The organism is Mesorhizobium sp. WSM4836 (genome assembly GCF_055811815.1).
Map to the genome: position 1 here is coordinate 387,101 of NZ_JBVVQF010000002.1, position 24,745 is coordinate 411,845.

General features: G+C 63.5%; 20 protein-coding genes. 9 read left to right on the plus strand and 11 right to left on the minus strand.

All coding sequences use genetic code 11. The features are described 5' to 3' along the window. The first annotated feature begins 12 nt into the window (after positions 1 to 12). Positions 13 to 1,437: an MATE family efflux transporter gene (locus AC0L2P_RS04040; RefSeq protein WP_473499946.1), complete on the plus strand. Its 1,425-nt coding sequence runs from the start codon at positions 13 to 15 to the stop codon at positions 1,435 to 1,437. A 3-nt stretch (positions 1,438 to 1,440) separates the two neighbouring features. Here the strand turns inward: AC0L2P_RS04040 and AC0L2P_RS04045 are convergent, their stop codons facing one another. Further along, positions 1,441 to 2,517 carry a quinone-dependent dihydroorotate dehydrogenase gene (locus AC0L2P_RS04045; protein WP_473499947.1) on the minus strand — a complete coding sequence of 359 codons (1,077 nt, stop codon included), beginning with the start codon at positions 2,515 to 2,517 and terminating at the stop codon, positions 1,441 to 1,443. Beyond that, a complete protein-coding gene (locus AC0L2P_RS04050; RefSeq protein WP_473499948.1) occupies positions 2,514 to 2,864 on the minus strand; it encodes a DUF952 domain-containing protein in 351 nt (116 codons plus the stop codon). Before AC0L2P_RS04050 ends, AC0L2P_RS04045 begins: the two co-directional genes overlap by 4 nt. 126 nt (positions 2,865 to 2,990) lie before the next feature. On the opposite strand from AC0L2P_RS04050, the gene AC0L2P_RS04055 reads away from it, so the two are divergent. Then, positions 2,991 to 3,422 (plus strand): hypothetical protein, encoded by a 432-nt coding sequence (locus tag AC0L2P_RS04055; protein ID WP_473499949.1) that lies wholly within the window; start codon positions 2,991 to 2,993, stop codon positions 3,420 to 3,422. 118 nt (positions 3,423 to 3,540) lie between these two features. Continuing rightward, on the plus strand, positions 3,541 to 4,203 hold the full coding sequence (locus AC0L2P_RS04060) for a response regulator transcription factor (RefSeq protein ID WP_473499984.1): 663 nt from the start codon (positions 3,541 to 3,543) through the stop codon (positions 4,201 to 4,203). Positions 4,204 to 4,265: 62 nt separating this feature from the next. Here the strand turns inward: AC0L2P_RS04060 and AC0L2P_RS04065 are convergent, their stop codons facing one another. Then, on the minus strand, positions 4,266 to 7,754 hold the full coding sequence (locus AC0L2P_RS04065; protein WP_473499950.1) for a PAS domain-containing hybrid sensor histidine kinase/response regulator: 3,489 nt from the start codon (positions 7,752 to 7,754) through the stop codon (positions 4,266 to 4,268). A gap of 231 nt (positions 7,755 to 7,985) precedes the next feature. On the opposite strand from AC0L2P_RS04065, the gene mscL reads away from it, so the two are divergent. Continuing rightward, positions 7,986 to 8,408, plus strand: a complete 423-nt coding sequence (gene mscL / locus AC0L2P_RS04070; protein WP_473499951.1) for a large conductance mechanosensitive channel protein MscL — start codon at positions 7,986 to 7,988, stop codon at positions 8,406 to 8,408. A gap of 112 nt (positions 8,409 to 8,520) precedes the next feature. Continuing rightward, a complete protein-coding gene (locus tag AC0L2P_RS04075; protein WP_473499952.1) occupies positions 8,521 to 9,687 on the plus strand; it encodes a pyridoxal phosphate-dependent aminotransferase in 1,167 nt (388 codons plus the stop codon). A gap of 149 nt (positions 9,688 to 9,836) precedes the next feature. Here AC0L2P_RS04075 and hemA read toward each other — a convergent pair whose 3' ends face one another. Further along, complete coding sequence (gene hemA, locus AC0L2P_RS04080) at positions 9,837 to 11,114, minus strand: 5-aminolevulinate synthase (protein ID WP_473499985.1); 1,278 nt, start codon at positions 11,112 to 11,114, stop codon at positions 9,837 to 9,839. A gap of 265 nt (positions 11,115 to 11,379) precedes the next feature. Between hemA and galE the strand changes: the two genes are divergently transcribed. Together galE and AC0L2P_RS04090 are read left to right on the plus strand one after the other, a co-directional pair. Then, positions 11,380 to 12,375: a UDP-glucose 4-epimerase GalE gene (gene galE, locus AC0L2P_RS04085; protein ID WP_473499953.1), complete on the plus strand. Its 996-nt coding sequence runs from the start codon at positions 11,380 to 11,382 to the stop codon at positions 12,373 to 12,375. Between the two features lie 43 nt (positions 12,376 to 12,418). Then, on the plus strand, positions 12,419 to 13,669 hold the full coding sequence (locus AC0L2P_RS04090; RefSeq protein ID WP_473499954.1) for a D-amino acid dehydrogenase: 1,251 nt from the start codon (positions 12,419 to 12,421) through the stop codon (positions 13,667 to 13,669). 36 nt (positions 13,670 to 13,705) lie between these two features. Here AC0L2P_RS04090 and AC0L2P_RS04095 read toward each other — a convergent pair whose 3' ends face one another. The 7 genes from AC0L2P_RS04095 to AC0L2P_RS04125 form a co-directional block, all read right to left on the minus strand. Beyond that, positions 13,706 to 15,076: an FGGY-family carbohydrate kinase gene (locus AC0L2P_RS04095; protein WP_473499955.1), complete on the minus strand. Its 1,371-nt coding sequence runs from the start codon at positions 15,074 to 15,076 to the stop codon at positions 13,706 to 13,708. Next, complete coding sequence (rhaM, locus tag AC0L2P_RS04100) at positions 15,073 to 15,390, minus strand: L-rhamnose mutarotase (protein WP_473499956.1); 318 nt, start codon at positions 15,388 to 15,390, stop codon at positions 15,073 to 15,075. Before rhaM ends, AC0L2P_RS04095 begins: the two co-directional genes overlap by 4 nt. Further along, entirely contained in the window at positions 15,390 to 16,391 is a 1,002-nt protein-coding gene (locus tag AC0L2P_RS04105; RefSeq protein WP_473499957.1) for an ABC transporter permease, read from the minus strand. The genes rhaM and AC0L2P_RS04105 overlap by 1 nt, the downstream gene beginning before the upstream one ends. Beyond that, on the minus strand, positions 16,388 to 17,365 hold the full coding sequence (locus tag AC0L2P_RS04110; protein WP_473499958.1) for an ABC transporter permease: 978 nt from the start codon (positions 17,363 to 17,365) through the stop codon (positions 16,388 to 16,390). Before AC0L2P_RS04110 ends, AC0L2P_RS04105 begins: the two co-directional genes overlap by 4 nt. Beyond that, positions 17,362 to 18,903: a sugar ABC transporter ATP-binding protein gene (locus AC0L2P_RS04115; RefSeq protein WP_473499959.1), complete on the minus strand. Its 1,542-nt coding sequence runs from the start codon at positions 18,901 to 18,903 to the stop codon at positions 17,362 to 17,364. The genes AC0L2P_RS04110 and AC0L2P_RS04115 overlap by 4 nt, the downstream gene beginning before the upstream one ends. 82 nt (positions 18,904 to 18,985) lie before the next feature. Further along, the gene (rhaS, locus tag AC0L2P_RS04120) at positions 18,986 to 19,981 is read right to left on the minus strand and encodes a rhamnose ABC transporter substrate-binding protein (protein WP_473499960.1); all 996 of its coding nucleotides are present in this window, start codon (positions 19,979 to 19,981) and stop codon (positions 18,986 to 18,988) included. A gap of 54 nt (positions 19,982 to 20,035) precedes the next feature. After that, positions 20,036 to 20,845 carry a DeoR/GlpR family DNA-binding transcription regulator gene (locus AC0L2P_RS04125; RefSeq protein ID WP_292660987.1) on the minus strand — a complete coding sequence of 270 codons (810 nt, stop codon included), beginning with the start codon at positions 20,843 to 20,845 and terminating at the stop codon, positions 20,036 to 20,038. Positions 20,846 to 21,032: 187 nt separating this feature from the next. On the opposite strand from AC0L2P_RS04125, the gene AC0L2P_RS04130 reads away from it, so the two are divergent. After that, positions 21,033 to 23,135 carry a bifunctional rhamnulose-1-phosphate aldolase/short-chain dehydrogenase gene (locus AC0L2P_RS04130; protein WP_473499961.1) on the plus strand — a complete coding sequence of 701 codons (2,103 nt, stop codon included), beginning with the start codon at positions 21,033 to 21,035 and terminating at the stop codon, positions 23,133 to 23,135. A gap of 224 nt (positions 23,136 to 23,359) precedes the next feature. Beyond that, positions 23,360 to 24,652: an L-rhamnose catabolism isomerase gene (rhaI, locus tag AC0L2P_RS04135; RefSeq protein ID WP_473499962.1), complete on the plus strand. Its 1,293-nt coding sequence runs from the start codon at positions 23,360 to 23,362 to the stop codon at positions 24,650 to 24,652. Positions 24,653 to 24,745: the final 93 nt, after the last annotated feature.

Below are 24,745 nucleotides of genomic sequence, written 5' to 3' on the forward strand. Positions count from 1 at the left end.
ATAATGGGGTGGATGGTTGCGCGAGATCCGCAAACTGGGGCACATCGGCTAGCCGATCAAGCCGCAACAGGAAGCAACACGCGTTTGGAGCAGGCGTTAACCACCGAAGCCCACGCCACCGAAGCAAGGGCCTTCGTCGTCACCAACCGCTCGGTGCTCGCCATCGCGGTGCCGATGACGCTTGCCTATCTGACGACGCCATTGCTCGGAATTGTCGATACGGCGGTGGTTGGACAGTTCGGCGACGCCGCCCTTCTCGGCGGCCTGGCGGCCGGCGCCCTGATCTTCGACGTCGTTTTCACGACCTTCAACTTCCTGCGCTCCGGCACCACCGGCCTCGTTGCCCAGGCCTTCGGGCGCGGCGACGCGCTGGAGGAGCAGGCGGTGTTCTGGCGCGCCGTGCTGATCGCGGTCGTCGCCGGCATCGTGTTTGCCGCACTTGCGCCCCTGGTTTCGGCTGCCGGGCAATGGTTCATCGGCGCCGGGCCGCGCGTTGGCGCGGCGATGGACGTCTATATCCGCATCAGGATGCTCGCTGCACCGTTCTCGCTGATCAATTACGCCATCCTTGGCTACGTGCTGGGGCGCGGCGAGGGCGGGCTCGGGCTGATGCTGCAATTGATGCTGAACGGCATCAACATCGCCCTCTGCTTCCTGCTTGGCCTGGAGCTCGGCTGGGGCGTTGCCGGCGTTGCCTGGGCGACGCTCACCGGCGAATTCGTCGCCATGCTGCTTGGTCTCGCCATTGTCGGCCGGCGCTTTTGGGCGGCGCCCAGGTTGCCGCGCCACCGCGTTCTCGATCTGCCGGCATTCCTGCACATGATGTCGCTCAATCGCGATATCATGATCCGCTCCTTTTCGCTGCTCGCCGCCTTCGCGCTGTTCACCCGCCAAGGCGCACAATTCGGCACTCTGACGCTGGCCGCCAACGCCGTGCTGATGAACCTCTTCCTGGTTGCCGGCTATTTCCTCGATGGTTTCGCCACCGCCGCTGAACAGCTCGCCGGGCGCGCCATCGGCGCCCGTGCCGCCACGGCGTTTGACCAGGCGGTGCGGCTGACGCTGCTTTGGGGGCTCGGGCTGGCTGGCGCGGCGACGCTCTTCTTGTTGCTGGAGGGCACCGGTCTGGTCGCCCTGATCACGACCTCGACAGACGTCCGCGCCATTGCCGATATCTACCTGCCGTGGGCGGCGTTCACCGCGCTCAGCGGCGCGCTGGCTTTCGAGATGGACGGGGTTTTCATCGGCGCGACGTGGTCGCGCGACATGCGTAATATGATGCTGGTGTCATTCCTGGCGTTCAGCGCCGCGCTGCTGATCCTGGCGCCGGCGTTCGGCAATCACGGCCTGTGGGCGGCGTTGCACGTGTTCCTGCTGGTGCGCGGCTTCAGCCTGCTCGCCATATTGCGGCTGCGCGTGCGCACGGCCTTTAATTGATCGCTAAAGCGGTTTCGCCGCCCAGCGATCGAGGCGGCTGTCGCGAAGCTCGCGCAGCGACTTCAGCCCTTGACTGTCCATGAAACAGGCCATGCCGGAAAGAATGCGCCCCGGCAGCGCAGGCCCGGCGTAGATCATGCCGGTATAGAGCTGGACGAGATCGGCGCCGGCACGGATCTTTTCCAGCGCCGTTTCGGTGGAACCGACGCCGCCGACGCCGATGATAGCGGGACCCGGGCCAAGCAGTTTTCGCATCCTTGCCAGCACGATCGTAGAGCGCTCGAACAAGGGTTTCCCCGAAAGCCCGCCAGTCTCGCCGGCAAGGCCGGTGCTGCTCAGGCCGGCTCGCGCGATCGTGGTGTTGGAGACGATGACGCCGTCTATTTGCTTGTCGGTGATCTCGGCGGCGATGTCCTCCAGCTCGGCCTCGACCAGGTCCGGCGCGATCTTGAGGAAGACGGGCGGTTTTGCCGGTGCCGCCGCACGCGCGGCCATGACCCGCGACAGGAGCTCGCCAAGCTGTTCGCGCGCCTGCATGTTGCGCAGGCCCGGCGTGTTCGGCGAGGAGATGTTGATCGCCAGATAGCTGGCATATAGCGCGAACCGGATCACGCCGCGCTCATAATCACTGACGCGGTCGGCGCTGTCCTTGTTGGCGCCGATGTTGATCCCAACGATGCCGGCGCGGCCCTTGCGGGCGGCAAGACGCTTCTCCGCGGCGGCGCGGCCTTCATTATTGAAGCCTAGCCGGTTGATCACTGCCTCGTCCGAAGGCAGCCGGAAGATGCGCGGCTTCGGATTGCCCGTCTGCGGCAGCGGCGTGATCGTGCCGACCTCGGCGAAGCCGAAGCCGAGGCCGAGCAGCGCGTCCGGCACTTCGGCATTCTTGTCGTAACCGGCGGCCATGCCGAGCGGGTTCGGGAAATCGAGCCCGCAAAGGCTGACTCTCAGCCTCTCGTCTCTTGGCGGACGCCCGGCGACCGGCAGGCCGCATCTCAGCACGGCAATCGACAGCCCATGCGCGGTTTCCGGATCTAGCGTGAACAGCAGTTTCTGGCCGATCCGGTCGAGCGCGCTCATTCGGCCTCCAGCGCCGGGAATTCATGCCGGCCGTCGGCGCCGAGCGGCAATACCTGCACCGAAACGACCGCATCGAGGCCGAGCGCGCCGTAGAGATGCGGGAACAAGGCGCCGCCGCGCGAGACCTCATATTTCAGAGCGTCGCCGAGGCGCGCGCCATCGACGGCGACCAGCAGGAACCCGCTTTGGCCGGCGAAATGTTTGGCCGCTGTTTCCCGAACCTGCCCAGCGGTCGAGAAATGGATGAAGCCGTCGGCGACGTCGATCGGCGCGCCGGTGAAGCGGCCTTGTCTTTCAGCCTCGCGCCACAGCGCCTCGGGAACTATCTTGTAGATGATCTCGGACATGGTTGCGCTATAGTCCGAACCGACCACGCGGGGAAGGGCAGGCCCGTGTTCTTCCCCATTTCAGGTTCTTCCCCATTTCCGGCGCGAACTGTGATAGATTGCGCCAACTGGCTCATGGAGGAAAACATGCGTCTGAAACACGTCTTGATCCCTGCAGCACTGGTCTCGCTCGTCTCAGCTTCGGCGTTTTCCGAGGAGGCCGATCGCTACCGGCTGGAAAAATCGGCCAATGGCTATGTCCGTATGGATACCCAGACCGGCGCCATGTCGCTCTGCGAGGAGCGCTCCGGTCAGCTCGTCTGCAAGACGGCGGCCGACGAACGTGCCGCCTTCCAGGATGAGGTCGATCGCCTGCAAAATTCGGTGAAGGCGCTCGACGAGCGCGTCGCCAAGCTCGAAAATTCGCTTGCCGCGCGTTTCGAATCGACTTTGCCCAGCGAGGAGGATTTCAACAAGACGATGGGCTACATGGAGCGCTTTCTGCGCAGCTTCATGGATATCGTCAAGGACATGGACAAGGACGAAGACGGCGCCAAGCCCAATTCGCAAAAGACCTAGGCAATTCGCAAAAGACCTGGGGCGGGAATAGCAAGCCGGCCACGCCGAACAGCAGGCGTAGCGTTATGATCGTTCAGATCCTGCAAGGCGGAAAATCGCCAACGGGATTCGGGGAGGGATATCACCGTTGGGCTACACATTCGTCATTGCCGACGATCATCCGCTTTTTCGCGGTGCATTGAGGGAGGCACTCGCGGGCATCGGCGATGTTGCCGCCATTCACGAGGCCGGCGATTTCGAAAGCGCCAAGGCGCTAGTCCTGGCCAATGAGGATGTCGATCTGGTGCTGCTCGATCTCTCGATGCCGGGGGCAAGCGGCCTTTCCGGCCTGATCTCGCTCCGCGGCATCCATCCGGCGGTGCCGATGATGGTGGTCTCGGCGCATGATGATCCGGTGACGATCCGGCGCGCGCTCGATCTCGGCGCCTCCGGCTTCATCTCCAAATCGGCCAGCATGGAGGAGATCCGCAGTGCGGTGCAGTCGGTGCTCGCAGGTGATATCGCCGCACCCGCCGGGGTCGATCTCGGCGTCGAGCGCGATCCCGAGATTTCCGACCTGATCAAGCGCCTGCAGGCGCTGACCCCGCAGCAAACGCGCGTGCTCGGCATGCTGGCGGAAGGGCTGCTCAACAAGCAGATCGCCTATGAACTCGGGGTCTCCGAAGCGACGATCAAAGCGCATGTCTCGGCCATCCTGCAGAAGCTCGGCGTCGACAGCCGCACCCAGGCGGTCATCCTTTTGTCCAAGATAGGCAGCGACCCGGTTCAGGCGGCCGGCTAGACCATGATCCCGAAAAGTGGAAACCGGTTTTCGGACAAGATCATGGTCAAAAAAGTACTTCCCTATTCGGCCGCCGGCGCCAGCGGCCTGACCCTGGCCATCATCGAGCGCAGCATCGCCGGTTTCAGCGGCTTGCTGATCACCGGCACGTCGAGCCTGCCGGCGGCGGCGCGAACCTCGCTTGAGCGGTCGGCGGTCACCAGCACTGCCGGCAGGTCCTCGCCATGGATCGCACGCAACTGGGCGATCAATTCGAGGCCGGTCTTGTCGTCGAGATGATAGTCGGCAAGCACGATGTCCGGCCGATGCATGCCGGACCTCTCGAGATCCTCCGCGCCGGAAAGCGTGTCGACGCTGCAGCCCCAGCCCTCGAGCAGCAGCCGCATTCCGTCGAGGATGCGGGCGTCGTTGTCGATGCAGAGCACATGCAGCCCGGCAAGCGAGGTCGTAGCGCGGGCAGGCGGCTTCGCCTCGGCCTCGCGCCGCGGTGCCTGCACGGCCGCTACCGGCAGCAACACGGAAAAGCGCGTGCCGCTGCCGGGATTGGAGAAGATCCGGATTTCGAGGCGCAGGACGCGGGCGATGCGGTCGACGATGGAGAGCCCCAGGCCGAGGCCTTCCGCCTCGCGCATGCCCTCGTCGAGCCGGGTGAATTCGCGAAACACGGTGTTGAGCTTGTCGCCGGCAATGCCGATGCCGGTGTCGATCACCTGTATTTCGGCCAGTTCGCCGCGCCGCCGCACGCCGACCAGGATGCTGCCATGGCGCGTATACTTGATGGCGTTTGAGACCAGGTTCTGGATTAGCCGGCGCAGCAGATTGCGGTCCGTCATGACGCTGAGCGACGACGGCATGATCGTGAGCTCGAGTTTCTTTTCGGCGGCAAGCGGCCGAAAGTCGTTGCCGATCTGGCGCAGCAGCCCGTCGAGGCCGAAGCTCGTATCGTCCGGTTTCATCGCGCCGGCATCGAGGCGCGAAATGTCGAGGACCGCGCCGAGGATGGTTTCGACCGATTCCAGCGACGATTCGATGTTCATCGCCGCCTTGCCGGTAGGTCCCTTGCCGGTCTTCTCGATCAGCGACGAGCAATAGAGGCGGGCGGCGTTCAGCGGCTGCAGGATGTCGTGGCCGGCGGCAGCGAGGAAGCGCGTCTTGCCGAGATTGGCCTCTTCGGCCAGCATCTGCGCCTGCGCCAGCTCCTCGTTGACGCGGGTGAGCTCGGCGGTGCGGCTCTTCACCCGCTGTTCCAGCGATTCATTCGCGCGCTTCAGCGCCAGATCCTGTTCGACGCGTCCGGAAATGTCGGCATAGGTGGCGACGATGCCGCCGTCCGGCATCGGGTTGGAGCGCAATTCGAGGATGCGTCCGCTGGTCTTCAGCTCCATCTGCCATGGGCTGACGAAGCTGGTCAGGCGGTTCAGCATGGTGACACGTTGGTCTGCCGGTATATCACCGCGCTCGGCAAGGTGGCGCAGGATACGATCGAGCGAGACGCCGACCTGGCCCATCTCGTCGGGCAGGTCGAACAGCGCCCGGTACTGGCGGTTCCAGCAGATCAACCGGAAATCGCGGTCGAAGACGGTGATGCCCTGTTCCATCTGGTCGAGCGCAATCTGCAGCAGGTCGCGATTGTGCTGCAATGCCTCGGTGGCATCATCGAGCAGGCGGAAGGCGTCCTTGGATTCGCGGTCGTTGCGGCGCAGCAGCAGCGACAGGATCAGCCGCGCCGAGGATGAGCCGACGGCACTGGCCAGAAGCTGCTCGGAGAAGCGGATGACATCCATGCTGGCCTGTTCGTTGCCGTGCAGTGAAGTCCCGCTGCTCTTCTCGAACGACTGGAAGGACCGCTCGGTGCGTTCGACACCGAGATAGCGCGCAATCGTGTCCTTGAGGTCGTTGACGGTGATGGTGGTGCGGAAGCGGCGCAGGCTGGGCAGCGGCCCCGCCTCGCGCGGCACGAAGATCGATGCCTGGATGCGTTCCAGCGGCACCGAGGCGCGCGACAGCGAGCCGAACACAAAAAACAGCGTGTTGATCGACAGACTCCACAGCACGCCATGGTTTAGCGGCTCGGCAACGGTGCCGAACAGGGCTTGCGGCCGCAAGGCATCGAAGCCGAACAGGCCGTGGACGAGGATGCCGGTGTCGGGCGCGACGAGCGAGGGAAGCAGCAGCGTGTAACTCCAGACGACGATGCCGGCAATCATGCCAAGCGCGGCACCCCGGCCGTTGGCGCCGCGCCAGACCAGGCCGCCGATCATTGCCGGCGCGAACTGCGCGATCGCCGCGAACGACATCAGGCCGATCGAGGACAGCCGCGCGCTGTTGGTGCTCTCGCGGTAGTAGAGGAAGGCGATGAACAGCATGATGAAGATCGCCGCCCGGCGCACATTGAGGATGAGCGTCGACCAGTCCTCGCTTTCTGAGGTCGTGGTCCGCAGCAATCGCCTCACGAACAGCGGGATGATCAGGTCGTTGGAGATCATGATCGACAGCGCGACACTTTCGACGATCACCATTGCGGTCGCCGCCGACAGGCCGCCGATGAAGGCCGCCATGGCCAGCACGTCGTGACCGCTGAACAGCGGCAGCGACAGCACGTAAAGGTCGCTGCTGGTCCTGGTGCCGACCAGTTCCAGGCCGGCCAGCGCGATCGGCAGCACGAACAGGTTGATCGCCACCAGATAGAGCGGAAACACCCATGTCGCGGTGCGCAGCTCGGCCTCGCTGCGGTTCTCGACGATGGTGACATAGAACTGGCGCGGCAGCATGAGAATGGCAAAGCCGCTCAGGCATGTCAGCACCAGCCAGGTGGCGAGCGAGGTGTTGTAGCCCATCGCCTGGCGCACCTGCGTGTTTTCGGCGAGCCGCTCGAACATGTCGCCTGGCCCGCCGAAGATCAGGAACGTGACCATCAGGCCGATCGCCAGGAAGGCGGCGAGCTTGACCACGGTTTCGACCGCCACGGCCAGCACCAGCCCGTCCTGGTGCTCGGTGGCATCGGCATGGCGCGTGCCGAACAGCACCGCAAACAGCGCCAGCAGCATGGCCACTACCAGCGAGATGTCGCTGACGAACGGATCGAACGACGGAGGCGAGCCGGTATAGTGCTCGACCATCAGGCTGACCGAGCCGGAGATCGCCTTCAATTGCAGCGCGATATACGGCACGGCGCCGATGGTCGCGATCAGCGTAGCTATCGCCGCGACAGCGAAGCTCTTGCCGTAACGGGCACCGAGAAAGTCGGCGATCGAGGTGATCTTCTCGGTCTTGGCCAGCCTGACAATGCGCTGCAGAAGCGGAAAGCCGAACACGAACACCAGCACCGGTCCGATATAGATGCCGAGGAACTCGAGGCCGCGCTCTGAGGACAGCCCGACCGAGCCGAAGAAGGTCCAGGAGGTGCAGTAGATGGCGAGGCTGAGCGCATAGATGAAGGGCCGGGCGCGGCCGGGCCCGGATGAAGTCGAGCGCCGGTCGCCCAGGCTGGCGATAGCAAACAGCAACGTCACATAGGCGATCGCGATGATGACGATGAACCAGCCCTGCACGCCTCGAACTTCCTCCCTGCGCCGGCTTTTTCATCCGGCCTGGCAGACGCAATCACAGCTTGGCGATCGAGTCCATCGCGGCTTTCGGCGTATTATATCGGCTGCGTCGGCCGTGACCGGCTGAAACCGGCTTTTGCTCCTGTTGCAACCGCAGGTTTTTGCTATTCTGCCTGCCGGTCGATGCCGGAGGAGCGGACGGCAGAACGGCCGGTCAGGACAAGGAGGAGTCGAATGCTGAAAGAGTTTCAGGAATTCATTTCCAGGGGCAATGTGATGGACCTGGCCGTTGCCGTCATCATCGGCGCTGCCTTCGGCAAGATCGTTACCTCGCTGGTCGACGACATCATCATGCCGATTATTGGCGCGATCTTCGGAGGACTGGACTTCAACAACTACTTCATACCGCTGTCTTCTGCGGTGAATGCAACCTCGCTGGCTGATGCAAAGAAACAGGGCGCTGTCTTCGCCTATGGCAGCTTCATCACCGTGGCGCTGAACTTCCTTATCCTCGCCTTCATCATCTTCCTGATGATCAAGGCGGTGAACAATCTGCGCCAGCGGCTCGAGCGTGAAAAACCGGCCGCCCCGGCCGCTCCGCCGCCAGCCGACGTCGCGCTGCTCACCGAAATTCGCGATCTCCTCGCCAGAAAGTAGCGGCTGCGAGAAACTTTCTGGACCAAAACCCCGGTCGCCTGCGGCCGGGGTTTTCTGTTTTCGTCCGCCCTGAAACACGCTAGCAGTCGAGCAAACGAAAACGGACCCATCCATGACCCTGATCGATACTTTGCGCGCCGAAGCGCGGGCGGCGCCTGAAAGCGGCATTGTCGCCGTCATGAACCGTGGCCGCGGCCGCGACGGCATGATCCCGCTCTGGGCCGGCGAGGGGGACCTGCCGACGCCTGCCTTCATCACCGATGCCGCCGCCAAGGCACTCGCCGGCGGCGAGACCTTCTACACCTGGCAGCGAGGCATTCCCGAACTCAGGCAGGCGCTGGCCCGCTACTACACCAGGCATTTCGGCAAGACTTTCGCCGACGAGGAATTCATCGTCACCGGCTCCGGCATGCACGCCATCCAGATGGCCATCGATGCGGTGGCCGGCAAGGGCGACGAACTCGTCTACCTGTCGCCGGCATGGCCGAACTTCGCCGCCGCCGCCGGCGTCGCGGGTGCCATTCCGGTCGCGGTCACGCTCGACCAGTCGGGCAATGGCTGGTCCTGCGATGTCGACAAGATCGCGGCGGCGATCACGCCAAGGACCAAGGCGCTGTTCGTCAACACGCCGTCGAACCCGACCGGCTGGACCGCCGACAAGGAAACGCTGCAGGCGATTCTCGATCTCGCCCGCGAAAGGGGATTGTGGATCATCGCCGACGAGATCTATTCACTGTTTCATTACGGCCATGGCCGCGCCCCCTCCTTCATCGACATCATGGCTGATGAGGACCGCATCCTGTTCGTCAATTCCTTTTCCAAGAACTGGGCGATGACCGGCTGGCGCATCGGCTGGATCAAAATCCATCCCGCCTTGCAGCAGGTGTTCGAGAACCTGGTTCAGTATTCGACTTCCGGCGTTGCGCAGTTCATGCAGCGCGGCGCCGTCGTTGCCCTCGATGAGGGCGACGCCTTCATCGTCGAGCAGGTGGAGCGGGCGAGGGCGGCGCGCGACCTGGTCTGCGGCATTCTCGCCGAAACCGGCAGGGCCCAGTTCACCGTGCCGCAGGGCGCATTCTATCTGTTCTTCGCGGTCGACGGCATCACCGATTCCCGCGCTGCCGCCTTCGACATGGTCGACCGCGCCAATGTCGGCCTGGCTCCCGGCACCGCCTTTGGCCCCGGCGGCGAAGCCTTCCTCAGGCTGTGCTTCCACCGCCGCCTCGACCAGCTCGAGGAAGCCGCGCACCGGCTGGCGAAATGGATGAAAACTGTGTGAGCTGCCTCGAAGCCCGAGTTGAAACTCGCTCCGACGAATCAGCTGGCGTGGGTTTCGAGAACCGGAGCGCAGCGGACATTTGGGTCCGTGAGCACCGGAAGCGCAGAAAGCGCGTCAGATGGCCGCCGGAGCGAGTTTCAACTCGGGCTTCACCCGCCCGACTTCGGCACCAACAGCGGGATGACGCGGTCGCTCTTGGCGACCGAAGGCCGGCCGGCCGAACCGTAGGGAATCCCCAGCGCATCCCATGTCTCGACCAGCGCGTCCTGCAGGGACGCGATCAGCGCGTCCGAATGGAACGGCGTCGGCGTGATGCGCAGCCGCTCGGTGCCGCGCGGCACGGTCGGGTAGTTGATCGGCTGGATGTAGATGCCGTGCACACCGAGCAGGCGGTCGCTGGCCATCTTGCAGAGCTCGGGATCGCCGACCAGAAGCGGCACGATGTGGGTAGGCGATTCCATCACCGGCAGGCCGGCCGCGGCCAGCACTTGCTTGGTCCGTGTCGCCTGGCGCAGCTGCGCATCGCGCTCGGCCTGCGAACGCTTGAGATGGCGGATCGAGGTGGTTGCCGCGGCAGCGATCGCCGGCGGCAACGCCGTGGTGAAGATGAAGCCCGGCGCATAGGAGCGCACCGCGTCGATCACCGCGGTGTTGCCGGCGATGTAGCCGCCAAGCGTGCCGAACGCCTTGGCCAGCGTGCCCTCGATGATGTCGATGCGGTCGGCCAGCCCTTCGCGTTCGGTGATGCCGCCGCCGCGCGGCCCGTACATGCCGACGGCGTGGACCTCGTCGATGTAGGTCATGGCGTTGTAACGCTCGGCGAGATCGACGATCTGCTTGATCGGCGCGATGTCGCCGTCCATCGAATAGACGCTCTCGAAGACGATCAGTTTGGCGCGCTCGCGGCCGGCCGCCTGTAGCAGGCCTTCCAGATGCGCGACGTCGTTGTGGCGGAAGATCTTCTTCTCGGCGCCCGAGCGCCGCACGCCCTCGATCATCGAAGCGTGGTTGAGCTCGTCCGAGATGATCAGGCAATTGGGAAGCAGCTTTGCAATGGTCGAGATCGACGCCTCGTTGGAAACGAAGCCGGAGGTGAAAACCAGTGCCGCTTCCTTGTCGTGCAGGTCGGCGAGCTCCAGTTCGAGCTCGACCAGCGGGTTGCTGGTGCCGGAAATGTTGCGGGTGCCGCCGGCCCCCGACCCCATCTTGGCTGCCGCCTTCTGGAACGCGGCAATGACGTCTGGATGCTGGCCCATGCCGAGATAGTCGTTGGAGCACCAGACGGTGATTTCGTCCGCGCGGCCATTGGCGCGCCAGATGGCGCGCGGGAATTTCCCGACGATACGCTCAAGGTCGGCGAAGACGCGGTAGCGACGCTCTGCATGGAGCTGGTCGATCGCTTCCTCGAAAAACCGCTGATAGTTCATGTCGCCTTCCCAGTTTTGCGCGGGATCATAGTCATTGGCCCATTCGTCGTCCACCTGGCCTTTTTGGTCAAAATGCCACGCCCCGAGCCTGTTCCTAACGACCACGGAACGTGGCCTATTCCCTTGATGTGGATCAATCTTGTTTCAGGACAATGCCACGCGCCGATGACACCGGTTACCGCAGGTTCCAATGGCTTGGCGGCAGGTTTTCCAGTAAGGCGACGATTGAGACAGTTCCGACAAATCATGAATAGCGAGGATGCGGATGACGGTTTTGGTGACAGGCGGTGCCGGCTATATCGGTAGCCATATGGTCTGGGAATTGCTGGACACGGGCGACAGCGTCGTCGTCCTCGACCGGCTTTCCACCGGCTTTGAATGGGCGGTGGCTCCGGAAGCAAAGCTCGTCGTCGGCGACGTCGCCGACAGGGAACTGGTCGCCTCGATCATCCGCGACAATAAGGTCGACGCGATCATCCATTTCGCCGGCTCGATCGTGGTCCCCGAATCGGTCGCCGACCCGCTTGCCTATTACGAGAACAACACCTGTAAGACGCGCACCTTGATCGAGACCGCGGTGCACGAAGGCGTGCCCAATTTCATCTTTTCCTCGACCGCCGCCGTCTATGGCGGCGCCGGCCTGGAGCCGGTGCGCGAGGATGCCCGGCTTGCCCCGGAATCGCCTTACGGCCTGTCCAAGCTGATGAGCGAATGGATGCTGCGCGATGCGGGCATTGCCCATGGGCTGCGCTATACGGCGCTGCGCTATTTCAACGTCGCCGGCGCCGACCCGAAGGGCCGCACCGGCCAGTCGACGCCCGGTGCCACGCATTTGATCAAGGTCGCCTGCGAGACGGCGCTCGGCAAGCGCCCCTTCATGCAGGTGTTCGGCACCGACTATCCTACGCCGGACGGCACCTGCATGCGCGACTATATTCACGTCAGCGACCTGGCGGCGGCGCATCGGCTGGCGCTGCAGCGGCTGCGTGCCGGCGGATCGAGCCTGGTCGCCAATTGTGGTTACAGCCACGGCTATTCGGTGCTTGAGGTCATCGACAGCGTCCGCCGCGTCTTTGGCCATGATTTCGACGTGCGGATGGGCGATCGCCGCGCCGGTGACGCCGCGGCGGTCGTCGCCAATTCGGAGCTGGCGCGCGGCGAACTCGGCTGGACCCCGCGGCGCGACAACCTCGACCAGATCGTCGCCGATGCGCTTGCCTGGGAGCGCATCCTGACCAGCAAGAATTCGGCTCTGGGGTGAAGTTGGCTCTCCGCAAAGGTTGGTTCAGCGCGCTGGGGGCGGCATGAAAATATCGGTGCTTGGAGCCGGCGTTGTCGGTACGGCGGCGGCCTATTGTCTGGCCAGCGACGGCCATGAGGTGACGGTGATCGAGCGCCATCCGGCGGCAGCACGCGGCACCAGCCGGTCGAATGCCGGCCTGGTGTCGCCCGGCGATGCCACCGCCTGGGCCTCGCCCGCCGCGCTTAAAACGTTCCTGCGCGGCCTCTACAACCACGATCTCGGCATCAAGGTGCGGCTGCGCTTCGATCCGTATTTTTTCGCCTGGAGCCTTCGCTTCCTGCGCCAGTGCACGCATAAGCGCATGCGCGCCAACACCGACGTCAAATTGCGTCTGGCGCTCTATTCGCGCGACTGCATCAACGCCATCTCCGCCGAAACCGGCATCCATTATGACGAGCGCAAGAAAGGCATTCTGTATTTCTTCCGCTCGCAGCAGAGCTTTGACACCGGCACCGACAATTACCGCTATCTCGGCGAACACGGCCTGCCGATCGAGATCGTCGGCCGCGACCGGCTGGTCGAGCTCGAGCCCGGCCTCGCCGGCGCCAAGGACAAGATTGCCGGCGGCATCTATTCGCCGATCGACCAGACCGGCGACTCCAGCCAATTCACACAGCGCCTCGCTGCCTATGCCGCCGAAAAACTCGGCGTCCAGTTCCTCTACGGCACCACTGTCGAAGGCCTCGAGATCGACGGCGGCCGGGTGCGCTCGGTGATGACCTCGGCCGGCCCGGTGGCCGGCGATGCGGTGGTCATCTCGATGGGGCCGGAGAGCGGGCTCCTCGGCCGCCGCTACGGCATCGACCTGCCCGTCTATCCCGTGAAGGGCTATACCGTGACTGTTCCGCTGGAAGATGAAAGCAAGGGGCCGATCATGGGCGGCGCCGACGAGGACCGGCTGATCGGCTATTCCAGGCTCGGAAATCGGCTGCGGATGTCCTCGACGGCGGAGTTCACCGGTTTCGACCGCACGTTCAAGCCACGCGATTTCAACTCGATCCTGAACACCGGCAAGGACCTGTTCCCCGGCGCCTTCGACGAGAGCAAGGCCGAGCTCTGGGCTGGACTTCGCCCGATGATGCCGAACTCCGTGCCGGTCATCGGCCGGGCGCGGTACGACAATCTCTATCTCGACACCGGCCACGGCCATCTCGGCTGGACCATGGCCTGCGGTTCGGGAAAGTTCCTCGCCGACCTCGTTGCCGGCCGCAAGCCGGAGATCGATCCGCAAGGATTGGTCTACGCGGGCTAGGCATCTCCGGATATCAGGGCGCCATGAACTCGGCGGTCAGGCTTGTTCGTCGACCGCCGAACGCCAGGAGCGCACGTAACTTGTCCAGAGTGAATCGGCCGACGGTTCGGTCCTTTCGCCTCTGCCTTGCGGCGTCCCCTGCGCCGACGCCAGCAGCGCGGCGCCGATGCTGGTGCCTGTCGCGGCCTCGGAGGCAATGACGGCGCGCGCCGTCGCCGCAGCCAGCATGCGGGTGAACAGCCGGTTGCGGGCGAACGGTCCTTCGACGATGGTGTGACCGTCGGCGCCGATCAGGTCGAGGCAGGTCGCGGTCATCAGCGCCAGGTAGAACGAGATGGCGACAAAGCGCTGGCCGGCGGTCATACCGTGCGCGTTAAGCCATGATGCGGTATTATGCGGAAATGGCCCCGACCCCTGTTGCGTGGAAGGCTGCAGCATTGTCTTGCGCGCCAGCACCGCTGCGACATCGCCTTCGGTCCAGTCTTCCGATTGGCCCTCGGTCAGCACGGAAAATTCGCGGCCGCCCATGAAGCGCGCCGAAGGCACGGCATCGCCGAGTGCGTTGACATTGACCAGCGTGTCGCGGGCCGGATCGAGCGTGACCTTGCCGCCACCAACCGCCATCGAAACCACCCAGGTGCCGGTCGAGACGACGGAGAAGGGCGGCTTGTCGGACAGGAGATGCGGCAGCAGCGAGGCGTTGGAATCGTGCAGGCCGCAATACACCGGCGTTTGCGGGTCGGGGCCGGTTTGCCGCGCGAGAGCGGGCAGGATCGGCCCCAGGCGGTCCTTGGCGTGCCGCACTGGCGCCATCAGCCGGCGCCATTGCAGTCGGTCGACCAGCGACGAAAAGTCCGCTTTCCATGGGTTCCACAGATCGGTGTGGCAGCCGAGCGAAGTCAGCTCGCTGGCGGCGACGCCGGTCAGGCGGAAGGCCCAGTATTGCGGATACATCAGCATCGCGGCGGTTCTGGCGAAATCCGCCGGAAAGCGCTTCTGCTGCCAGAACAGCTGCGCGCCGAGATTGAGGCCGGCCGGCAGGCGCGGCGTGCCGGTCTCGGAGAACGCCGGGCGGATCGTGTCATAGTCCCCGGCAAGGGCATCCGGCCCGTCGAACTCGTAGTCGAGCACCGGCAGCGCCAGTTCGCCTGATGCGTCGACCAGCACGCCCGTTGCGCCATGGGTGGTGATCGATATCGCATCGATGCGCTGCTCGCGATCGATCTCGGCCAGGCTGCCGAGGATAAACGCCCATAACCGCTCGACGTCATGGTGAGGGTATGGGCTTTGCCGAACCGGCTCGTTCACCATCCTGCGCAGCGCGACTTCGCTTGCTGCGGCAAGATCGACCAGCGCCACCTTGGCATTGGTCTTGCCGATGTCGATGACGGCGACGTGGCGGGTCATTGCATATGGAACATTGTTTCCAGCGGCACCGCCACCGGCTCGTTGTTCGGCCTGGTCTCCATGATGTCGGCCATCTCGGCCCACCAACGCTGCATCACCGGATGCTTCGGCAATTCGTCCATACCGTGGTCATCGCGTCGCCACAGCACGCCGAACAAGGTGTTGGTCTCCTCGTCGAGATGGATCGAGTAATCGGAGATACCGGCCTGTTTTAGCAACGCGACGAGTGACGGCCAGATGTCGTCGTGGCGCCTCTTGTATTCGGCCTTCATGCCGGGATTGAGCTTCATCTTGAACGCGTATTTCTCCGGCATCAGGCAAAGCGCTCCCGCCGCACGCGCCGCCACAGGATGGGCAGCGCAATGACGATGATCAGCAGCAGGCCGATAAAGATCGACATGACGATCCCCGGCACGTTGAGCAGGCCAAGGCCGAAGGTCACCAGCCCCATGATGAAGGCGGCCAGCACCACGCCCAGAATGCTGCCGGCGCCGCCGAGAATGCTGACGCCGCCGAGCACCACCATGGTGATGACTTCGAGCTCGTAGCCCTGCGCGATCGACGGCCGGGTCGAGCCGAGCCGCGATGTGATCAGCACCGAGGCGATGCCCGCCATCAGGCCGGTCAGGCAAAACAGGATGAATTTGATGCGGCCGACGCGCACGCCGGAAAACTGCGCCGCGACCGGGTTGTTGCCGATGGCAAAGACCCGGCGGCCGAAGCTCGTCCGGTGCAGAAGGAACCAGTAGGCGACTGCCGCAACCAGGAAAAGCGTCAGTTCGAACGACACCACCCACCAGACATAGCCTTGGCCGAAGAAGGCAAAACTCGCGGGATAGCCCTTATAGGCCCGGTCGCCGAGGATGATGAAGGCAATGCCGCGAAACAGGCTCATCGTGCCGATGGTGACGACGATAGACGGCAGGCCCAGCCTTGTGACGAGCAGCCCATTGAAGGCGCCGCAGCCCAGCCCGACGACGATGCCGATTGCCATCAGTTCAGGCGTGCCGGCGCCGGCCTGCACCGCCATGCCCATCATCGTTGACGCCAGCGCGATGATCGCCGCCACCGACAGGTCGATTTCGCCGGAGATGATCAGCAGCGCCATGGCGAGTGCGATCAGCGCCTTTTCGGTGAAGTTGAAAGTCAGGTCCGACAGCGACCATGCGTCGAGGAAGTAGGGCGAAGCAAAGCTGTTGACGGCAAAGATGGCTACCGCCACAACGACCAGCAGGGCCTCCCATGAGAAAATCGCCGCGGTGAAAGGCTTGTCGAGCCGATCGGGAATGTGGCGTGGGGCAGGGGTGTCGGTCATGCCGCTTCCGCCTTCCTGAGGATGATGCGGCCTTGCCGGCGCTCGCCGCGCGCGTTGAGCACCACGGCCAGGATGATGGCGCTGCCTGAAATCGCCATCTGCCAGAAGGGCGAGATGTTGATGACCGGCAGCGCGTTGGAGATGATGCCAAGAAACAGCGCACCGAGCACCGCGCCGCCGACCGAGCCGATGCCGCCGGCGATCGAAATGCCGCCGATGACGCAGGCGGCGATGATGTTGAGCTCATAGCCATTGGCGACCTCGACAGAGGCGATGACATAGCGCGAGATCCAGAGATAGCCGCAGAGGCCGCCGATCATCCCCGAAATACAGAAGACGATGAATTTCGTCTGGCCGACATCGATGCCGGCATAGACCGATGCCGTCGGGTTGACGCCGATGGCGTAGATCGAGCGGCCGAGCGCGGTGCGCGTCATCACGAGGAAGAACAGGGCGATGATCAAAAGGGCGATCCACGACAGCAGCGGAATGCCGAGGAAAGCGGCGCGCTGCAGGCCGATGAAATCAGCGCTCATCTGGTCGGCATTGACCCAGGCGCCGCCTGAAATGACGAAGGTCGCGCCGCGGTAGATGGTGAGCGTGCCGAGCGTAACCACGATCGAGGGAATGTTCAGCCGCCATACCAGCAGGCCGTTGATGGCGCCGAGCACCAGCCCGACCAGAAGTGCGATGACGATCAGCAGCGGGATCGGGATCGCCGGATGCGCGGCGTTCAGCATCGCCACCACCATGCCGGTAAAGCAGAGATTGGAAGCCATCGACAGGTCGATCGAGCGGGTCAGGATGACGACCATCTGGCCGAGCGCCAGGATCATCAGGATCGACGTGTCGTTGAACACCTGGCGCAGATTGGCCGGATCGGCAAAACCTGGAAACCGCGTTGAGATCAGCCCGATCAGCACGACTATTGCCGCCAGCAGCCAGACCTCGCGATATCGGAGAAAAGCCTTCATGCCGCGATCCCCGCTGCCGTCGTGACCAGTGTTTCGGCGTCGAGCCCTTTATTGTCGTAGACTGCGGCAATGCGGCCCTCGCGCATGACGACGACGCGGTCGGACATGCCGAGGATTTCCGGCAATTCGGACGACACCATGATCACCGACAGGCCCTGCGCGACGAGCTCGGCCATGAAGCCGTGCACGGCTGCCTTCGAACCGATGTCGATGCCTTTGGTCGGCTCGTCCAAGATGATCACCTTGGGCGCGGTCGCCAGCCATTTGGCGATGACGATCTTCTGCTGGTTGCCGCCCGACAGCGTGCCGACGTCCTGGCTGAGCGAGGAGGCACGCAAATCAAGCCGCTCGGTGTAGGAACGAGCCAGCGCGAACTCCTCCGTCAGCCGCAACAGGCCGGACTTGGACGTGCGTTTGAGCGAGGGCAGCGAGACATTCTGGAAGATCGGCAGCCCGATCACCACGCCTTGCTTGCCGCGCTCCTCCGGCACGTAGACGATGCCGGCATCGATCGAATCCGCCGCCGATTTCGGCGCGATCTGTTTGCCTTCCAGCGTGATCGTGCCGCCGCTGGTGCGGGTGATGCCTGATATCGCCTGCATCACCTCGCTGCGCCCGGCGCCGACAAGGCCGTAGAATCCGAGGATTTCGCCCCGGTGCAGCTCGAAGCCGATGTCGTCGAACTCGGTCGGATGCGACAGGCCGGAGACAGTGAGCACCGGCGGGCCGATCTCGGCCTTGCGCTGCGGAAAGATGTGATCGACCGAGCGGCCGACCATCATGCGCACGATCTGGCTCTGGCCGGCGTCCTTGATCAGGCCTTCGCCGACCATCTCGCCGTCGCGGAACACGGTATAGCGGTCGGCGATTCGGTAGATCTCATCGAATTTGTGGCTGATGAACAGGACCGCCTTACCGTCGCTCTTGAGGAATTCGATCAGCAGGAAAAGCTCCTCGATCTCCTTCATCGAAAGCGCTGCCGTCGGTTCGTCCATGATGACGATCCGTGCGTCGATCGACATGGCGCGGGCAACGGCGACGAGATGCTTGTTGGCGATGCCGAGATCCTTCAGCCTGGCGTCGGCGTCGATATGGCCGGCGCCCATCGTGTCGAGCACCTCGCGGGCTTGTCTGCGCATGGTGCGCCAGTCGATGGTTTTGAAACGCGTGCGCGGCGCATGGCCGAGGAAGATGTTTTCGGCCACCGTCAGGTCGTCGAACAGCACGGTTTCCTGGTGGATGGCGGTGATGCCATGCCCGAACGCGGCATGGGCGCTGGGCAGTGTGACCGGCTGGCCGTCGATGCTGATCGTCCCAGCATCCGGCTGGTAGATGCCGGTCATGATTTTGACCAGCGTCGACTTGCCGGCGCCGTTTTCGCCGATCAGCGCGGTCACCTGCCCGGGATAGAGCGACAGGCCGACATCGTGCAGCGCCCGCACGCCGGGAAAACTTTTCGAGATGCCGGACAGCGTCAGGCGCGGTCCGGAAGACAAAGGCGCTTCCTTCGCCACTTCGTGTTGGGCTGTCGTGTCCATAATCGTATCAAGCCCTGAAACAAGGTTCGTTTGAAAGCGCGGCGGAGCGTGAGCCCCGCCGCACCAGTTCGAAGCTCCAGGATCAATAGATCTTGGAGAACTTTTCGATGTTCGACTTGTCGAACTGGAAGGGCGGAGCCATCGCAGCCGAGTTGGTGTCGTCGAGCGTGACCTTGCCGACGCGGCCGATCGACAGCGTAGCACCGGGCTTCGCCTCTTCCTTCTTCACCGCCAGGTCGTGGGCGAGGTAGACGGCGGAATAGCCGAGATCGATCGGGTTCCACAGCGCAACCGCTTGGCTGGCGCCATTGTCGATGAACTTCTTGAACTCCGACGGCAGCGCCAGGCCGGTGACGTTGACCTTGCCGATCAGGCCTTCGTCGGTCACCACCTGCGCGGCGGCAACGACGCCGACCGTGGTCGGTGCGATGATCGCCTTGAGATTCGGATAGGACTTCAAAAGACCCTTGGCCTCGTCCGTGCTCTTGGCCGAGTCGTCGTCGCCATAGACGGTGGCGACGAGCTTGATCTTAGGGAACTTCTCCGGCAGCACCTTCTTGGCCGCGTCGATCCAGGCATTCTGGTTGGTCGCGGTCGAAGAAGCCGAAAGGATGGCGACATCGCCGCCTTCCGGCAGGTAGTCGGCGGCAAGCTTGATGATGGTCTCGCCGATCAGGTTGGTGTCGGAGGGGTTGAGGTGGAGCTGGCGGCCTTCCGGCGCGACGCCAGAATCCCACGAAATGACGGTGATGCCGCGCTGCATCGCCTTCTTCAGCACCGGCACCAGCGCGTCGGCGTCGTTCGCCGAAATGGCGATGGCATTGACCTTCTGGGCGATCAGCGAATTGACCACTTCGATCTGCGCCTCGGCGGTCGCCTTGGTCGGGCCGGTGTAGATGATGTCTACATCGCCGAGTTCCTTGGCCGCCTCTTCGGCGCCTTTGTTGGCGGCGTCGAAGAAGCCGTTGCCGAGCGACTTCACCACCAGCGCGATCTTGACGTTGTCGGCGTAGGCGGCATTCACGAACATGGCGGCGGAGAACGCCGCCGTAACCATCAATTTCTTCAGAAAGCTCATCGAATATCCTCCCTTGAGCGTTGCATTCCATCGCCGCTGCGGGCGTGAGTGTTCTCAGGCCTGCAGCGAAGATTCTTCCTTATTGCCCAGCGTTGTGCGGGCGACGATCAGCGTTACGCCGGCGGTCTCCAGCATCTTGGCTTCGCGGTCCTCGATGCCGTCGTCGGTGATCACCGTGGCGATGCGCGAAAGGCCGCACAGGATCAGGCTCGAGCGTTTGCGGAACTTCGAGGAATCGACCAGCACCACCAGCTCGTCGGCCTGGTCGATCAGCTTCTGTTCGGCCTGGATCAGCAGCGGGTCGCCTTCCATAAGACCCAGCGGCCCCAGCCCTTGCGCGCCCATGAACATGCGGCGCGCGTAGAAATTGCGCGTCACGTCGTTGTCGAATGGGGACAGGATGATGTTCTGCTCGCGGTAGATGGTGCCGCCCGACAGCATCACCGTGTTCTTGGAGTGCCTGAGCAGGTGCTCGGCGATCGGGAAGGAATTGGTGAAGATCGGCATGCGGCGACCGGTCAGGAAATGCACCATCTGGAAGGTGGTGGTGCCGCCATTGATGATGATCGGTTCGCCGTCCTTGCACAGTTCCACGGCTTCCCGCGCGATTGCCCGCTTCTGCGAAGCGTTGATGGTCTCGTTGACGGAAAAGGGCCGGCCGGCAAGGCCGATGAACTGGGGCGGCGACAGCGCCTCGGCGCCGCCGCGCACCCGGCGCAGGCGCTTTTGCACATGCAATGCAGCGATGTCGCGCCGGATCGTCGCCTCCGACGACTCCGTCAGGTCGACCATCTCCTGCACCGTCACCACAGGCTTTTCCTGGACGGCGGACAGAATGATCCTGTGGCGCTCTTTCTCGTGCATGGTTCCTCCCTGCCTGAGCATCTAGGCACCCTAAACGCGCAGTGTCAATCATTTCCGATCACAAAATTTCATTGTGCAGTGCAATATGATTGATGTTGATCGTTTGTGATTGACAAGACAGCCGCTTGCGTAGAAATTCGCACAAAAGGGACTCGCGCCGTTTGCGTGTCCCACAGGGAGGATACCTATGCTCGACAAGCGCTCCGGCACGCGCCTCGCCAATCTTTGGGATCAGGCAAAAGCGCAAGCAATGAGCGAGCCCGAACGTCTGGTCTATCGCTCGAACATCCTCGGCTCCGACAAGCGCGTCACCAATTATGGCGGCGGCAATACCTCCTCCAAGGTCTGGCAAAAGGATCCGCTCACCGGCGAGAGCTTGGAAGTGCTGTGGGTCAAGGGCTCGGGCGGCGACAGCGCCTCTATCAAGCTCGACGGCTTCGCTACGCTCTACATGGATAAATTGCGCGCGCTGAAAGGCCTCTATCGCGGCCTCGAACATGAGGACGAGATGGTCGGCTATCTGCCTCACTGCACTTTCAATCTCAACCCGCGCGCGGCCTCGATCGACACGCCGCTGCATGCCTTCGTGCCGAAGCCTTATGTCGATCATATGCACCCCGACGCCATCATCGCCATTGCCGCCGCCAAGGATTCGCAGGCGCTGACCAAGGAGATCTTCGGTGACACGATCGGCTGGCTGCCATGGAAGCGCCCGGGCTTCGAGCTCGGCCTGTGGCTGGAGAAATTCTGCCTCGAGAACCCCGACGCCAAGGGTGTCGTGCTGGCCAGCCATGGCTTGTTCAGCTGGGGCGACACGCCGAAGGAATGCTACGAGACGACGATTTCGGTGATCAACCAGGCGATCGACTGGTTCGAGCGCAAGAGCCAGGGCAAGCCGATCTTCGGCGGCGAAGTCGTCAAATCGCTCGATGCGCCGGCGCGTCGCGCGGTGGCCGCAAAACTGATGCCGAGGATCCGTGGCCTGATCTCGGAGAACAGCCATAAGCTCGGCCATTTCGATGATTCTCCTGCTGTGCTCGAATTCGTCAACTCCAGGGATTTGCGGCCGCTCGCGGCACTCGGCACCTCCTGCCCGGACCACTTCCTGCGCACCAAGATCCGGCCGCTGGTCATCGAGTTCGACCCCCAAAATCCCGACGTCGATGCCGTCATTGCCCGTCTTGCCGACGACGTGGCGGAGTATCGCGTCGGCTATCAGGCTTACTACGACCGCTGCAAGCACGCGGATTCGCCGCCGGTGCGCGATCCCAATGCCGTGGTCTATCTGATGCCCGGCGTCGGCATGTTCACCTTCGCCGGCGACAAGGCGACGGCGCGCATTTCGGGCGAATTCTACGTCAACGCCATCAACGTCATGCGCGGCGCCTCGACGGTCTCGACCTATGTCGGCCTGCCCGACCAGGAAGCCTTCGACATCGAATACTGGCTGCTCGAAGAGGCAAAGCTGCAGCGCCTGCCGAAACCAAAGGCTCTTGCAGGCCAGATCGCGCTGGTCACCGGCGGCGCCGGCGGCATCGGCCGGGCCACCGCCAACCGGCTGCTGCGCGAAGGCGCCTGCGTCGTGCTGGCCGACATCGACGAAGCAGCCCTTGCCAGCGCTAATGACGAACTGGCGAAAGCCTATGGCAAGGATTTCGTCCGCCCCGTCGTCATCAACGTCACGTCTGAGGATCAGGTGGTCTCCGGCTTTGCCGAGACGGCGGTCGAATTCGGCGGCATCGATATTCTGGTCTCCAATGCCGGCCTGGCAACGTCGGCGCCGATCGAGGAAACCACGCTGGCGCTGTGGAACAAGAACATGGATATCCTGTCGACCGGCTATTTCCTCGTTTCGCGGGAAGCGTTCCGGCTGTTCCGGGCGCAAAAGATTGGCGGCAACGTCGTCTTCGTCGCCTCCAAGAACGGGCTTGCCGCATCGCCCAACGCCGCCGCCTATTGCACGGCCAAGGCCGCCGAGATCCATCTGGCACGCTGCCTGGCGCTGGAAGGCGCGGAAGCGCAGATCAGGGTCAATGTCGTCAATCCCGATGCCGTGCTGCGCGGCTCGAAGATCTGGAGCGGCGAGTGGAAGGAACAGCGCGCCGCCGCCTACAAGATGTCGACCGACGATCTCGAGGAGCACTACCGCTCGCGTTCGATGCTGAAGCGCTCGGTGTTCCCCGAAGACATCGCCGAGGCGATCTATTTCTTCGCCTCCGACATGTCGGCAAAATCGACCGGCAACATCATCAACGTCGACGCCGGCAACGCCCAGAGTTTTACGAGGTAGCGTCTCGGCACTGACAGTTGTTCTATTTGGTCGAGATCGTGTTGCGAGGCCCCACAAACCCCGCGCCGTCATCCTCGGGCTTGTCCCGAGGATCTGGGCTCCAAAGGGAATGTGACGCGATCAGGATCCAGAGGTCTGTGGATCCTCGGGACAAGCCCGAGGATGACGCGCTTGGTGGGCGGATGAGGGTAGCGTCGACCGGGTGATTTTAGGAGGAAACAGCAGTGTCCGAAACCATCATCTCCGCCGACCTCGTCGACCAGCACAATGCCGCGCGCAATGCCGACCTCGAACGCGACTACCAGTCTCTCGGCGAGCGCCTCGACCGCCGCGGCATCGCCATCGACGCCATTCGGGACAAGGTCGAGAAATTCGCCGTCGCCATTCCGTCCTGGGGCGTCGGCACAGGCGGCACCCGCTTTGCCCGCTTTCCGGGTCCCGGCGAGCCACGCGACATTTTCGACAAGATCGAGGACTGCGCCGTCATCCGGCAGCTGACGCAGGCGACGCCGACCGTCTCGCTGCATGTTCCCTGGGACAAGGCCGATCCGAACCGGCTGAGGCAGGCGGCATCCCGGTTCGGCCTCGGCTTCGACGCCATCAACTCCAACACCTTCTCCGACGCTAGGGACCAAAAACTTTCCTATAAATTCGGCTCGCTGTCGCACGCCGACGCAGCAACACGCCGGCAGGCGGTTGAGCACAACCTCGAATGCATCGAGATCGGCAAGAGGCTGGGCTCGAAAGCGCTGACGGTGTGGATCGGCGACGGCTCGAATTTTCCCGGCCAGGTCAATTTCGCAAAGGCATTCGAGCGCTATCTCCACGCGATGAAGGAGATCTATGCCGGGCTGCCGGACGACTGGAAGCTGTTCACCGAGCACAAGATGTACGAGCCGGCCTTCTATTCGACCGTCGTGCAGGATTGGGGCACCAACTACATCATCGCCAAAGAGCTTGGCGACAAGGCGTTCTGCCTGGTCGACCTCGGCCATCACGCCCCCAACGTCAATATCGAGATGATCGTGTCGCGGCTGATCCAGTTCAAGAAGCTCGGCGGCTTCCATTTCAACGATTCGAAATATGGCGACGACGACCTCGACGCCGGCTCGATCGATCCCTACCGCCTTTTCCTGGTCTTCAACGAGTTGGTCGATGCCGAGCTTTCAGGCGCCGAAGGTTTCCATCCGGCCCACATGCTCGACCAGAGCCACAACGTCACCGATCCGATCGAAAGCCTGATGCTGTCGGCGATCGAGGTACAGCGCGCTTATGCGCAGGCGCTGCTGGTCGACCGCAAGGCGCTCGAAGGTTTCCAGGAAACCAACGACGCGCTGATGGCGACACAGACGCTGAAGACAGCCTATCGCACCGATGTCGAGCCGATCCTTGCCATGGCACGGCTGAATACCGGCGGCGCCATCGATCCGGTCGTCGCCTACCGCGCCGCCCGCTACCGGGCGAAGGTTGCAGCGGAACGGCCGGCGGTGGCGAGCGTCGGCGGCGGGATTGTTTGATGTTGGGCGAAAATGCAAAACCCGCCTCGGCGGGCGGGTCGTTGGAGCCAATTAGCACCATACCCAGATTAGTAGCATAGCTGCCGGCACAAA